Source organism: Boudabousia tangfeifanii (genome assembly GCF_001856685.1).
In the GTDB taxonomy this organism is placed as follows: domain Bacteria; phylum Actinomycetota; class Actinomycetes; order Actinomycetales; family Actinomycetaceae; genus Boudabousia; species Boudabousia tangfeifanii.
In genome coordinates, this window is the sequence record NZ_CP017812.1 from 1,435,903 (window position 1) to 1,449,813 (window position 13,911).

The 13,911-nt window shown below is 52.7% G+C and carries 12 protein-coding genes and 1 tRNA gene; 3 read left to right on the forward strand and 10 right to left on the reverse strand.

Annotated features, from left to right (window positions below; translation table 11 throughout):
• The first annotated feature begins 9 nt into the window (after positions 1-9).
• A complete protein-coding gene (locus tag BK816_RS05930) occupies positions 10-639 on the forward strand; it encodes a biotin transporter BioY (RefSeq protein ID WP_071164353.1) in 630 nt (209 codons plus the stop codon).
• 75 nt (positions 640-714) lie between these two features.
• On the opposite strand, the gene BK816_RS05935 is transcribed toward BK816_RS05930, so the two are convergent.
• Positions 715-1,914, reverse strand: a complete 1,200-nt coding sequence (locus BK816_RS05935; RefSeq protein WP_071164354.1) for a GNAT family N-acetyltransferase — start codon at positions 1,912-1,914, stop codon at positions 715-717.
• Positions 1,915-2,215: 301 nt separating this feature from the next.
• Here BK816_RS05935 and BK816_RS05940 point away from each other — a divergent pair, with 301 nt between their 5' ends.
• Positions 2,216-2,485: a DUF1540 domain-containing protein gene (locus tag BK816_RS05940; RefSeq protein ID WP_071164355.1), complete on the forward strand. Its 270-nt coding sequence runs from the start codon at positions 2,216-2,218 to the stop codon at positions 2,483-2,485.
• Positions 2,486-2,569: 84 nt separating this feature from the next.
• Here the strand turns inward: BK816_RS05940 and BK816_RS05945 are convergent, their stop codons facing one another.
• The 6 genes from BK816_RS05945 to BK816_RS05970 all read right to left on the reverse strand — a co-directional run bounded on the left by BK816_RS05945 (position 2,570) and on the right by BK816_RS05970 (position 10,743).
• On the reverse strand, positions 2,570-4,255 hold the full coding sequence (locus BK816_RS05945) for an MFS transporter (protein WP_083379110.1): 1,686 nt from the start codon (positions 4,253-4,255) through the stop codon (positions 2,570-2,572).
• 96 nt (positions 4,256-4,351) lie between these two features.
• Complete coding sequence (locus BK816_RS05950; protein ID WP_071164356.1) at positions 4,352-5,779, reverse strand: SLC13 family permease; 1,428 nt, start codon at positions 5,777-5,779, stop codon at positions 4,352-4,354.
• Positions 5,780-5,931: 152 nt separating this feature from the next.
• Positions 5,932-8,763: a translation initiation factor IF-2 gene (gene infB, locus BK816_RS05955; RefSeq protein ID WP_071164357.1), complete on the reverse strand. Its 2,832-nt coding sequence runs from the start codon at positions 8,761-8,763 to the stop codon at positions 5,932-5,934.
• Positions 8,764-8,908: 145 nt separating this feature from the next.
• Complete coding sequence (locus BK816_RS05960) at positions 8,909-9,190, reverse strand: YlxR family protein (RefSeq protein WP_071164358.1); 282 nt, start codon at positions 9,188-9,190, stop codon at positions 8,909-8,911.
• Between the two features lie 110 nt (positions 9,191-9,300).
• The gene (nusA, locus tag BK816_RS05965; RefSeq protein ID WP_071164359.1) at positions 9,301-10,275 is read right to left on the reverse strand and encodes a transcription termination factor NusA; all 975 of its coding nucleotides are present in this window, start codon (positions 10,273-10,275) and stop codon (positions 9,301-9,303) included.
• 3 nt (positions 10,276-10,278) lie between these two features.
• Positions 10,279-10,743 carry a ribosome maturation factor RimP gene (locus tag BK816_RS05970; RefSeq protein WP_071164360.1) on the reverse strand — a complete coding sequence of 155 codons (465 nt, stop codon included), beginning with the start codon at positions 10,741-10,743 and terminating at the stop codon, positions 10,279-10,281.
• A gap of 68 nt (positions 10,744-10,811) precedes the next feature.
• On the opposite strand from BK816_RS05970, the gene BK816_RS05975 reads away from it, so the two are divergent.
• Positions 10,812-12,095 carry a hypothetical protein gene (locus tag BK816_RS05975; RefSeq protein WP_071164361.1) on the forward strand — a complete coding sequence of 428 codons (1,284 nt, stop codon included), beginning with the start codon at positions 10,812-10,814 and terminating at the stop codon, positions 12,093-12,095.
• Between the two features lie 89 nt (positions 12,096-12,184).
• Here the strand turns inward: BK816_RS05975 and BK816_RS05980 are convergent.
• From BK816_RS05980 to trhO, 3 genes are all read right to left on the reverse strand, one after another.
• A tRNA-Asn gene (locus BK816_RS05980) sits at positions 12,185-12,259 on the reverse strand.
• Between the two features lie 56 nt (positions 12,260-12,315).
• Complete coding sequence (locus BK816_RS05985) at positions 12,316-12,846, reverse strand: hypothetical protein (protein WP_071164362.1); 531 nt, start codon at positions 12,844-12,846, stop codon at positions 12,316-12,318.
• Positions 12,843-13,793: an oxygen-dependent tRNA uridine(34) hydroxylase TrhO gene (gene trhO, locus BK816_RS05990; protein ID WP_236842304.1), complete on the reverse strand. Its 951-nt coding sequence runs from the start codon at positions 13,791-13,793 to the stop codon at positions 12,843-12,845. Before trhO ends, BK816_RS05985 begins: the two co-directional genes overlap by 4 nt.
• Between the last annotated feature and the right edge of the window lie 118 nt (positions 13,794-13,911).

The window sequence follows — 13,911 nt, forward strand, 5'->3', positions numbered from 1 at the left end:
AGTAGAAAAATGTCTAAAACCTCCCCCACTCTAAATAAGTCTTTGCTTCTTAGCGAACCGGTGCTAGCCGATCGTTGGACCTTGGGATCACTGAGTAAGGCTGCCCGCGAGTTGGTACTGGTCATCGCCGGGGCCTCTTTGGTCGGCGCTTTCGCCCAGCTTAGTGTGCCGATGTGGCCGGTGCCGGTTACTGCCCAGACGCTAGCAGTCATGTTGGTGGGCGCGGCCTTTGGTTTGACTAGAGGTGCGATTACTTTGGCAAGTTACTTGGGGCTCGGCCTATTGGTGGTGCCTTGGTTTGCGAACTTCACGGGTGGCAGCGCAGCTATCTTTAAGCCTTCCTTTGGCTTCATTATCGGTTTTATCCTGATGGCTGCCTTGGTCGGTTTTGGGGCCCAGCGTGGTTGGGATCGTCGCCTTTCCTCGGCCTTCTTGCTCTTCTTGGGGGCAAATGTCGCGCTTTATGTTTTTGGGCTGGCTTATCTTTGGGTCGCCCTAGCCGCTTTGGGTAAGACCCTTTCCCTGTCAGCACTGCTAAAGATTGGCTTGTTGCCTTTTGTTCCTGGTGACTTGTTAAAGACCGTGCTGGCTGCGGCTCTTTCTCCGCTAGCTTGGAAGCTAGTGGGGGCTAAAGCCTAGTGGGCTCACGCTAAAACGACTTGGGGCTCGTCAGGTTTTGCTTGACGGGCTCCAAGCTTTTTCGCAGTAGAACTGTTATGAGAGGGTTTTCTGGGCGAAGGCTACCCGCATTTTTTCGCTAAATCCCATGGCTTCGTTGATTGCCAAAATGCTGTAGTTATCGATGGCATTATTGGTCGACAGAATCTTAAGCTGGCCAAAGTTCTGTTCTAGGCTCTCATGTAGCCAAGCTTTGATCGCCCAGCCAAGCCCAAGGCCTCGGGCATGACGAGAAACAACGGTTAGTTTTTGGTGTGCTTGGGTCTTGCCGGGGTAGATTTCCACGTCCGCAAAAGCGACGATTTCGCCTTGTTCATCGGCTAAAGCCACGTGCCACAGTTCATGTCCGGCAAGTTGGTAGTGTTCCATCCATTTGCGGTAAGTAGCGAGGCTTATCTCGTAGTTGTCTACTGCTAAATCTCCGGCTGGCACATCTTGGTTGCTTTGGTTGAATAGTCGCATAAAGGAAGCCGCAGTAGCTGCCGAGTCCCCAGCTTTTGTGGGCGGAAAATGATCGTATGACCAAGCGAGTTTTTCGTATTTGCTTGCCCGACTAGCCTTTTGCGCCAAAAGATTTTTGGTGTTTTCTTCGAGGGGAAGTTGTCGAGCATTAACAATCTCAATCAGCCCAATTTTATACCCAAGTTTGATGGCCTCCTCGTTTGAGGGCACCTGTAAGAAGTCCGGTTCGTTACTTTGGTTGGAACTGTCGGTGTTTTGGAAGGCTACGGGTGGGCTATATAGCTTGGTTTCGATAATAGTTTTGCCAGCCGCTTTGACCCGGCTTTCTAGTTTTTCGATTAGGTGCTTGCCGAGGCCGATGCCACGCCAACTTTTTGCCATTAAAGTCCAGAGAAAAGCCAGTTGACTTTCGTCTTTCTTGTCGTAGCTGAGCGTGGCCAAACCGATGACCTTTGGCTGTCCACTAGTTATGCTAGCGACCTCGTCCTCGGCCCCATTTATTTCTTGCACCCTGGGGGTGATTTGGGTTTGTTCGGGAGTGCTAGCGAGCTCCGATTCTTCCTTAGCTAGCAGTAGCCACAGTTCTTTCTGTCCGTCTTTACTAGCCTGACACCATTGTTGCCAGGTGCGTTCTACCGTAATGGGGTGTAGTTCGCTTTCCCCATTTTCCTCTTCCCAAGCGACTCTGAGCGCTACAGCCGCAGCAAAAAGCGGATGAGTCATGGAAAAATCGGGAAGCGTATTGGTATCGCACAAGTAAACAACATTGGTCATAGGTCAATCATAAGCTAGTTCTAGCATTAACTTCCGAGATATTTTTATGGCCGGCTTTGTCTTGGTAGTTAGGTCGCGATGAATGCTTCTTGTTAACGCTTTTCTTAGGTTTACCTTTTAGTGACGCAAGCATTTTTAATTTAAATAGTGATGCTTAATTGCTTTAATGACAACAAATCTTAGGTTTACCTATTTCGGCTATTTTCCAACGATTAATCCCCCTAAGTTAGATTGGCTTGCAGCATTTTCGCTGATTAGCTTGACTGGAAGTGTCCAGTTAGAAAACATTTTGGAGGTCATCATGATCAAACTACCTATCGTCTCCGATTGCTCGGTCAAACAATGTTCCTTCAATCATGATGGTTGCAACGCCGCCGCCATGACTATGGGAACCGAAGGATGCACCACTTTCGTAGCCTTGGATGTCAAGGGTGGCGCCGCCCATGGCAGCGCACAGGTGGGAGCCTGCCAGCGGACCGACTGTGCCCACAACGACCATTTGGAATGCTCCGCAAACGCGGTTGAGGTCGGCAAAGACACCGCCCAGTGCCTAACTTTCACTGCAGCCTGAGCACCACCACTAGTTAAGTTTCACCCTTTAAAACGGGCGCGAAACCTGTCTTGATTTCGCGCCCGTTTCATCTTCTTTGATTGGCTAGTCTGCTTTCTTGCGGGGCAGCTGAGTAGTAGCTACCACCCCAAGGGCCATAAAGGCTACGCCAGCCCAGAGAGGAGTCTTGGAACCTGACACGAAAGCATCCGAAAGTTTGTCCGCGATTTCTGCCCGAGCCTGCGGTGGGATCCGATTGGCTTTCCCCACTCCTTCACGAAGTTGCGGAATAATCGATCCTGCAGATGGGGCTACCGATGCTTCAATTTTTTCAGCTGCAGGTACCGGCAGACCATTAACCCCGCTGAGGGAGCCTTCGGCAGCAGCACTAATCGAGCTAGCCATGATGGTGGCAATAATTGCCACACCGAGGGCGGAACCCAACTGGCGAACGGTGGACTGAGTAGCACTCCCCTGACCAGACTGGGCACGTGGCACCTCAACCAAAATGGTGGAGGTTAGCTGTGCAGAAGCAAGCCCTAGACCAAACCCATAGATGGCAAGTGGCAGATCTACATGCCAGGTTGGCGAAGTCGGGGTGATAACCAAAGCGGTGAGGGCCACCCCAATGGTTTCGAGTACAAGGCCTAGCCGCGCGACCCCTACCGCCCCAATTTTGTGGGCAAGCGGGGCGGCTAAACCACCGGCAAGGAAGGAACCGAGGGCCATGACCGCAAGCACGAAGCCCGAGCGGATTGGGCTGAGCCCAAGCACATTTTGCAAATATAGCGGCAGCACGAACAGTAGCCCAAATTCACCCATAGCTACGACTAAAGCAGCAATATTGCCCCAACTGAAGCTGGAGATCTTAAATAAACGAACATCGAGAAGTAGATTCTGCCCGGCTTGTGCTCGTTTTAGTTCCCACACAACGAAAAGCACGAGGGACACAAGGCCAACAGCGATGGCGATTGGGGCTGGTGAAAGCGACCAGTTTTCGGCCCAAGTACCAGCTTTAGCGCTTAGCCAGCCGAGGGTACGACCTTCCACTAGGCCAAAGACGACCCCGCCCATGCCTAGCACCGAAAAGAGGAAACCTAGATAGTCAAATGTTTTGAAATTGAGTGGGGTGATAACCACGCCGGGAGCGACCTCGTCAGTTTCTTTGGTCTGTGGGACCCACAGGTAAGCGCCAATGAGCAGCAAAACGGCTACCGGCAGGTTAATTCCGAAAATCCAACGCCAATTGAAAGAGGTGGTGAGCCAACCACCGAGCAGCGGACCAGCGGCGGCGGCCCCAGAAATCGTGGCACCCCAGATCCCAAAGGCTTTGGCCCGTTCGCGCCCCTGGAAGGTGGCGTTAACCGTGGACAGCGTGGCAGGGAGCACGAAGGCACCACCCACGCCCTGAATAGCTCGGGCCAATAACAAGGAATTTGCCCCGGTGGCAAATCCGGCTAGAGCTGAACCAAGGGCAAACAATACAATGCCGAACGTAAGAGTGTTGCGCCGACCAAAACTATCTCCTAGGCGTCCGGTAGTGATTAGCAAGGCAGCAAAAATGAGGTTGTAAAGGGTGGTTACCCACTGAGCTTGGGTGAAATTTAGCGGCAGTTCCCGAATCATCGTTGGCAGGGCAACGTTTACAATCGTCCCATCAATCACGATGAGGGAAACAGCTAGGGCCAGCACCCCTAGCGCCTTCCAACGATTGGGATTAGTTTCCAAGCGGTTTGCAGACTGCGTTTGTGCCTGCACTTCTTCAGATTTTATTTCAGTCTTAGTGCTCATTAGTTTCTCCTTTATCTAACAAAAGTTTATGACAAACTGTCAGAAAAGGAAGAGGTAAATGCTCAAAAGTGAGCAAAAAGACTTTACGACACCACGTCAGTTAACGGGGAGAAGCCCGACCCCATACCAGTAGAAAGGCATGACGAATGCCAGCAATATGATTCCTAAGATCCCCACAACTAGTCCCATCAGTAACATCGCGCGATTGGTAATCGTGCCGGTGGCATAGGCAATGGCGTTGGGTGGAGTGGAGATCGGCAGACACATTGCCAATGAGCAAGCGATTGCAATGACTACTGCCACGGTCCCCTGATCGACCGAAATCGAAGCTCCTAATCCTAAGGTCAAGGGCACAAGTAGATTAGCGCTAGCAGAATTAGAGATGACATTAGACATACCGACTGCCACCAAAGCCAACAATAGCAGCAACCAAAGTACGGAGAAACTTTGCCAGTTGATAGAGCCTAAGAGCCACTTATCTAGTTCGGTAGCCCCTACTCCTACTCCGAGGGCGATCCCTCCAGCTACTAGCCAAAGTACCGGCCAAGAGATTTTCTTCAAATCCTCCCCGTCCATCACCTGCGTCGCCAAAAAGGCAACCACGGGAAAGAAACCAACGATGGTTGAAGCTACTCCATGCAAAGACTCTGTCAGCCAAAGCGCGATGGTTAACGCCGTGATGAGATAAAACCAAATGGCGGCTCGGCTCCGATCAAAATCTACTTTCATTTCAAGTTCAAGTTGTGTCCCCACAGGTAAGGCCACTGTCGAAAGGACGCCCCAAGAAAATAGTAGTAATACCAATACAATCGGTAAGCTTAGCGCTATCCACCCGGCAAATGTCAGATAGATTTGCTTCTCTGCTAAAGCACCGATCGCAATAGCGTTGGGCGGGGAACCGACCGGGGTGGCGATTCCTCCAAGGTTTGCAGCCACGGGGATCGCTAATGCTACTCCAGCGCGTGCCCGTCGAGTAGGGAGCGCTTTTAAGATTGGCGAAACCACGGCAAACATTGCCGCGGTTGTCGCCGTGTTAGACATGAAAGCTGACAGTAACGCGGTAATACTCATCAGGCCTAGCAGGGTCAGCCGCGCAGACCCACCAAACGGTCGTAATAGCAAGGCCGCTAGATTCTTATCCAAACCGTACTTTGCCGCACCATCGGCGATCATGAAACCGCCTAAAAATAGAATCAATACTGGATTTGCCAGGGAGGCAAAATAAACTTTGGCGCTGGTCGCATCTGCTCCCACTGGAACAATGGCAGCATCAGAGATGAGAACGACCTCGAGAAAAATTACTCCCACCGCAGTTGCCGTTAATGGAATCGCCTCAGTCACCCAAAGGCAAATGGCCGCTAAAAAGATCCCTAGCATGCGTGATTGCGGCCCATCTAAACCGGAAATGGGCAGGATTATCGGAAACAGAAAGAGGGCAATAGCAAGGCTGAGGCCGGACCATTGCAGCCTCGTTTTAGCTGGTAAGCCAGAGGTCCGTTTCCCCGTCTTCGTCGGCGTGGGCATGTCATCACTCCAAGCATCTTTGCTCGCACCACTAACTACTCCAGCTTATGACAGGTCAATAGCGCTTTCAAGTGCCAAAGTTTTGGGGGCGACTCGAAATAATCGAGCCGCCCCCAAATGACTATTGGTTAACGCCAATCAGCGCACTTAGGTCAGTCGCGTTCTTTTTCGCGCATTTCCCAAGTTTCAATGATGTCGCCTTCCTTGATGTCCTTAACCCCAAGACCGATACCACATTCGAAGCCTTCGCGGACCTCAGTGACATCGTCCTTTTCACGACGCAAGGATTCAATCTTCAAGTTGTCAGCAACTACGACGCCGTCACGAACCAAGCGGGCGGAAGTGCCGCGCTTGATGGTACCGGTACGAATGATCGAACCAGCGATGTTACCAAACTTGGAGGAACGGAAGACCTGACGGATTTCCGCAGTACCAAGTTCTGCTTCTTCGTAGACTGGCTTGAGCATGCCCTTAAGCGCTGCTTCCACATCTTCGAGAGCATTGTAAATGACGGAGTAGTACTTGATTTCTACGCCTTCACGATCGGCCAGTTCGCCGACGCGCTCAGCTGGACGCACGTTGAAGCCAATGATGATGGCGTTGTCGACGGTGGCCAAGTTGACGTCGTTCTGGGTAATCGCACCCACACCGCGGTGGATGATCCGCAAATCGACTTCTTCGCCCACGTCAATCTTAAGCAAGGAGTCTTCCAACGCTTCGACAGCACCGGAGACGTCACCCTTAATAATGAGGTTAAGAGTGTCAACCTTGCCCTGAGCCAATACGTCATTGAAGTTTTCAAGCGAGACACGCTTGCGACGCTTAGCCAACTGAGCAGCACGCTCGGCAGCCGAACGCTTGTCAGCAATCTGACGGGCAGTGCGGTCATCACGAGCAATCAAGAAGGAGTCGCCAGCGCGAGGCACCGAGTTTAGACCCTGTACCAAGACTGGACGTGATGGTCCAGCAGCTTCGACTGGCTGACCGTGCTCATCTAGCATGGCGCGAACGCGACCGTAGGCAGTACCAACGACCATCGCGTCACCAACACGCAAGGTACCACGCTGCACGAGGGCGGTAACCACCGAGCCGCGACCCTTATCTAGGTTGGCTTCAATCGCCACACCACGAGCATCAGAATCAGGGTTGGCTCGCAGATCCAAAGCCGCATCAGCGGTCAAAAGAACAGCTTCGAGCAACTTGTCGATCCCCTGACGCTGCTTAGCAGAAACGTCAACGAACATGACGTCGCCGCCATATTCTTCAGCTACCAAGTTGTACTCAGTGAGCTGGGCGCGGATCTTATCTGGGTTAGCTTCTGGCTTATCAACCTTGTTTACTGCCACCACGATCGGGACCTTGGCAGCCTGCGCGTGGTTGATAGCTTCTACGGTTTGAGGCATTACGCCGTCATCCGCAGCTACAACCAAGATGGCAATGTCAGTGACCTTCGCACCACGGGCACGCATAGCGGTGAACGCTTCGTGACCTGGGGTATCGATGAAGGTGATGGCGCGAGATTCGCCTTCGTGGTTTACTCGCACCTGGTAAGCACCAATGTGCTGCGTAATGCCGCCGGATTCTCCGGCCACCACGTCGGTGTGACGAACTGCGTCCAACAGTTTAGTTTTACCGTGGTCAACGTGACCCATGACGGTGACAACTGCTGGTCGAGGCTCCAAATCTTCGTCGCCTTCTTCAGCTTCTTCCGCATCGAGGTCGATGTCGAAGGACTCGAGAAGTTCACGATCTTCATCTTCTGGCGAGACGATCTGAACGTCGTAACCAAGTTCAACGCCGAGGGCTTCGAGAGTGTCCTGATCTAGGGACTGAGTAGCAGTTGCCATCTCACCCAAGGTCATCAGGACGGTAACTAGCGCAGCTGGGTTGACGTTAATCTTTTCCGCAAAGTCAGCTAGCGAAGCACCAGAACGGATCCGGATCGGGGTCGAACCATCACCGCGAGGAACCTGAACGCCACCAATTAGTGGTGCGCTCTGCTCTTCAAATTCTTGACGACGTGCGCGCTTCGATTTACGGCCACGACGTGGACCGTTGCCGCGGCCGAACGCACCCTGAGTGCTACCGCGACCGCCGCCACCACGACCGGCAAAGCCACCGCCGCCACCGGGACGAGCTGGGCCGCCACCGAAGTTGGGGCCGCCGCCACCGGGACGGTTACCGCCACGGCCGCCACCGCGACCACCGCGTGGTGGTGCCGAGTCAGCTGGGGATGGTGCCTGTCCGGGCATCATATTCGGATTTGGACGTGGTCCGCGAGACTTAGGTGCGCCACCTTCTGGACGTGGGGCGTTATTGCCACCGCGGCCGCCACCTGGACGAGGACCGCCACCGGCATTATTGCCACGGCCGCCACCTGGGCGTGGGCCACCGCTGCTAGGGCCAGCGAAGGGGTTATTGCCACCGCGTGGGCCTGGGCGTGGTGCCGGACGAGGACCACCGTTACCAGCGGAACCGCCGGGACGAGGAGCGGCTGGGGCGAAGGGGTTGTTGCCTCCACGACCAGCTGGCTTACGTGCCGCAGTTGCTGGGGTTGGACGAGGACCAGCGGATGGCTTAGGAGCATTTCCAGCTGGCTTTGGAGCAGGCTTAGGAGCTGCCTTCTTGTCCGCTACTGGAGCGGTTTCGGGCTTAGGCTTAGCAGCCTGCTTAGGACGAGGTTTAGGTGCCGAGGCCGGCTTAGGTGCTGCGGGAGCAACGGCCGGGGTCTCTGGCTTTTTAGCGCTAGGCTTCGGGGCAGCTTTCTTAGCTGCAGGCTTAGCAGCTTTGCCCTCTTTTTTGTCAGCACCTTTAGCTTCAGCTGGTTTGGCTGAAACTTTTTCACGAATCCGGCGTGCAACCGGTTCTTCGATGCTGGACGAGGCTGACTTAACAAACTCGCCGTTGTCTTTTAAAACTTGTAGTAGTTCTTTACTAGTAATCCCGAGCTCTTTGGCGAGCTCGTGAACTCGTAACTTAGCCACATTTCTCCTGTTCTAGGTCCACCCCAGAACAGGGGCAGACGTCTATACTTGCTGGCAGCTCATCGCTGGGTACTCATCGGGTGCCCATCAGCTTCCAACCCGCTTTCTTCTGCTATGCAGCGGTTCGCACCTTACGAACCGGAATTCACTTACCTTCGATTTCGGAAAATAAGTCGGCTGGCTGTTCAAAAGCAGCGCCTTTGAACGCACGCAAGAAGGCTCTACGCTTCTTGGCCATTTTGAGGCAATCAGGATCTGGATGTAACCACGCTCCCCGACCACCAAGTTTGCAACCACGATCAATGGTTAGCTGTTGATCTTTTAGTACCAACCGCCACATATTTTCGCGGGAATCTACCTGCATACAGCCGATGCAACGACGCCCTAGGGCACGTGCGAGGTCGTCTGTAGACAGCTTAGATTGCATAACGCTTACAACTATATGCCCTTACGAGGCAAAACGCCTATTTACGAGGGAAAAGTCACGCCTCTTCAACTTTGGGCGAGTAGGCCCACCCAAAGTTAAGCAAACGTGCTTTACAGAGCTTCTTCGTCCTCGGGATGAATGTCAATCTTCCAGCCAGTAAGGCGCGCAGCTAGACGAGCGTTCTGGCCTTCTTTCCCGATTGCCAATGAGAGCTGGTAGTTAGGGACAACTACTCGAGCTTCACAATCGGCGCGACTAATGATTTCCATTTGCGCGACACGTGCTGGAGAAAGTGCATTCGGGATGAAAACTTCGGGATCGGTTGAGAAATCGATTAGGTCGATTTTTTCGCCACCAAGGTCGCCCATAACTGCGCGAACTCGCTGACCCATCGGACCGATGCAGGCTCCCTTGGCGTTCAAACCTTTAACTAAAGGTCGTACCGCAACCTTCGAACGCTGTCCGGCTTCGCGAGCTACTGCTTCGATTTCTACTTGTCCATTTTGAATTTCAGGGACTTCCCGTTCAAATAGACCGCGAACCAAACCAGGGTGGGTGCGCGAGAGTAGAATGCGCGGCCCGCGTTCGGTGCGAGTCACTTCCACTACGTAGGCACGAATCCACTGACCGTGTTTGAGGTGCTCGCCAGGAATCTGTTCCGATTCAGGCAAAACTGCCTCGAAATCGCCAATATCAACTTTGAGGACTCGCGGATCACGGCCCTGCTGGACGATCCCGGAAACTACTGTGCCTGCTTTGTCTTTAAACTGGCCGAGGATTTCTGCATCTTCAGCCTCGCGCAAGTTCTGTACAATCACGGAACGTGCGGTAGCAGTGGCAATTCGCCCAAAACCTGAAGGAGTATCGTCGAACTCGCCGATCTTATTGCCTTCGTCGTCAATCTCGTCGGCAATAACCGAAACTAAACCGGTCTTTTCGTCGATCTCAACGCGCGAGGAACGAATAGCTCCAGGCATTTTTAGATAAGCCTTGTGTAGCGCTTCTTTAATAGCGGCTACCAGGGTCATCATGGAAACACCCTTTTCGGATTCAACCATGCGCAATGCTCGCATATCGATTTCCATGTTTCACTCCTCCACTGCAGAAAAGTCAACCCGAGTTCGAGCTGAAACGATTGCTTCCAAGGGTACAACGATTTCATCGTCTTTGACACGTAATGAGACCTGTTCATCAGTGACTTCCAGCAATTCGCCGGTGACATTACCAGCGCCTTGTCGACGAATCTTGACCGAAAGACCTACAGCTCGTCGCCAGTCGCGCGGCGTTTTGAGGTCACGAACTGCCCCTACCGTACCAACTTCAAGTAGGTACGCATTTGGAAATGGGTCAATCTCATCGAGTTTGGCCGAGAGAGCTCGCGAGGCTTCTTCGAGCTGATCAGAAGAAACTTGACCTGGCCCGTCTGGCAGGTCTAAGTCGATTACTAAGCTTTGGTTTCCTTTCGAGGGCGGTACCAACTTTTCAATCACCAATCCAAACGGTTCCACCGTTTGGCTGAGCTCTGCTCGTAGCTGTGCAAGATCTTTTTTCACGATTTAATCCTCACCAATTCCCTTTCAGCACTTTAGCTCCTATCCTACCTGTGCGACAATCAAAGGTGATGAAGAAAAACGCCAAAAACCTGCACCGTGTTACCCGTCGCTCACTTGTAGCTCTGACTGCGCTTTGTTTCACCCTTGGTGGATGCGCTCTACGTTTTGACACCGGCCCAGGTCCCCTACCAGCGATCAATGCTAGCCAAACCCAACAAGTGGAATCTTCTTTGGCCTTGCAAGGGGCGGTAAATGCCCTTGACTATCTAGCACAAAATAGTGCTGAGAATCAGCAGGCAAAGGCGCAACAAGCCGCTAAAGTTCTACAATCAGACCTTTCGGCCAGTGGCGGCTTATGGGCTCCTTGGGCCTCTCAAAGTACTCCAGAGGGCGCCGAAGTCCTTCGAGCACCAGCAGTGGCCACCTCCACCCCAGCAGAACTTCTGGAGCAATTACAGGGTTTGGGAGCAGCTGATCGTAACCGAGCAATTTTGGCTAAAAACCCAAGTTTGGCGGCAAGATTGATTCGTAACCAGTTGGATTACAGTGAGCAGGTTGAGAATCTGGCCGCTGCGTTTAACGCGGGGACCCCCAAACTTCCTAAGGACGGTTTGAGCACCCCTTGGCGTGAGCTCACCTATCATTGGGGCGAAACTCCCGAAGAACCAACACCCGAATTACGGTTGACCTCTCCACAGGGAACAGTCCTTTTAGAGGGCGCGACTGCAGAAACGGCACCTACAACCAGCGCAGAAGCAACTCCTTCACCTGCCAACGCCTCTCCTGAAGTAAGTAGCCCCGAAGAGACTAACACTCCTGATGGCACCGCCACCGCCACAACTTGGCTTCCACCTCTGCCAGCCAAGTTAGAACCACTCACTGCCCCTGGCGGTCCCAAAGTGAAAAAGAACTCAACGGTAGCCAGTGAGCAACCTGAAGTTGAGAAATGGCCAACCCCTAATCCGGAAACTGCCCTGCTCACCTTTGGTGCTTGTGTCGAGCAAGTCCAGACTATCGGCGCCAAGATGCAGGCAACGGGAGATGCCCGCTCTCTATTAATCAAACAGGGCCAGTGGTGTGAGCGCAAGGCTACCCAACTCCTCTCACAAGGGGCTAAAGACCAACGCCCAGCGAGCTACCCGTTGCCCTCCCCCGTTAAGGGCCTAGAAGGCATTAAGGCCTCCTTAGGTGGGCTATACCTTCAGCTACTTACTCTTGAGCTAAACAATTTCTTGGCTGCAGATGAAACTGATCGAGACAAGCTGGCAAACGAACTAGAACAGTTGCGACAAAATGCTCACCTCTTAGGAGTTTCTGGCCCAGTACTAGCAGCTTTGAACCAAAGAAGTTAAGCCTAGGACAGTAAAGCTGGAACCTGCCGAACTGGCTGAGACAAGACAATGAAACAAAAATCCCCGTTGCTTTTGCAACGGGGATTTGTTGGCTCCCACGGCTGGACTCGAACCAGCAACCTGCCGATTAACAGTCGGACGCTCTGCCATTGAGCTACGCGGGATTACGGGTAGAAAGCTTACCAGAGAAAAACCTAGAAAAACAAATCGAAATTAAAAACTAGTCTTTCTTCGGGGTTTCCCCCAAGGCTTCAAGGAGCTCCGCCTCAAACTCGTCAACCTGTGCAACCGTAGCTGATTTCCGTTTAGAAGTTTGCCGGATCACTACAAAGAGTTCTCCAGCACTATCTCGTCGCACCGCACCTCGGAGAATTTGACCATTGTCGAGTTCTTTCGTGCGCGTTATCACAAAAGAATTATCCAAGTGTTCCTTGGCGCTTAGCATTAGTTGCTCGGGGTCGACCGTACGTAGCTGCAATTGCACTACCGGGGCTTGCGGGTCACTCCAAGAAATGGTCAGTTGCCGATTCTTGCCGGTAAAGCGCAGATGCTCAATCATGACCCAAGGGACAGATTCTTCGAGCTTAGGGCCAAGCAGGTGAAGTCCGGCCTCGTTTACTACCAGCCACTGATCACCAGTGGTTGGCTCAACGGCCTGAACTTGCTTAGTTGGAACGAGTTGGGCTAGCTGCTCAGGAAGTTGCGTGTGAGACTTGGCTTCCTGAGCTTTAGCTTTCCCCCATCTGATCATGCGTTAGCCTTTACGGGAGCACAGTTCTCGCAGTAGCGATGTTCTGCTTCGTCCCAGCACTTATCGCAAATCAGGGTTTGCTTTCGACATTCTTGATTCTCGCAGTTGCGGAAGTCATTAGTTCCTTCCCCACAATGAGTACATTTGCCGAGCTGTTTGGCCTTATCGGTAAACTCTAAGTGCATGCGACGGTCGAATACGTAGAGGGAACCTTCCCAGTAGCCTTCGTCGCCGAACTTCTCACCGTAGCGAACAATGCCACCGTCAAGCTGGTAGACCTCGTTAAAACCACGCTTCTTCATGAGCGAAGAGAGGATTTCGCAACGAATACCGCCGGTGCAGTATGTGACAACCGGCTTATTCTTAAGTTCATCGTACTTACCCGATTCAATTTCTTTAATGAAGTCATGGGTAGTTTTCACATCTGGCACGATAGCGTCTTTGAAACGACCGATTTCTGCTTCCATAGCGTTACGACCATCGAAGAAGACGACCTCGTCACCGCGTTCTTCCATCAATTCGTGAAGCTGTTCTGGCTTCAGGTGGACGCCGCCACCGATTACGCCCTTTTCGTTAACTTCTAGTTCTTCTGGCGCACCAAAGGCAACGATTTCGTCGCGTACCTTGACGCTCAAGCGTGGGAAGTCTTCGGCTCCACCTTCGGACCACTTAAATTCCATGCCTTTGAACGCTGGGAACGCTTTGGTCCGGCGCACGTATTCTTTGCAGGAGGCCAAGGTGCCGCCGACAGTGCCATTAATCCCGTGCTTTGAAACGAGGATGCGTCCTTTTAGTCCGAGCATTTCGCACAAGGTGCGCTGCCAGAACATTACTGCTTGCGGATCTTCTAGCGGGGCAAACCCGTAGTAAAGAAGAATCCGGCTTTCTGTTAAATCTGTTTTTGAGTAACCCATGCCTACCAGTATAGGCGGCTTCGCGGCTTTCATCGTGCTGGGTTAACTTTCAGCACCGAGGACGACTGAGGCATGCAAAACCGACCACAGATAGTAGAAAAACCGTGAGTTTAATGAGACTATCGCAACCGCCTGAGATGAAGCGAGGGAA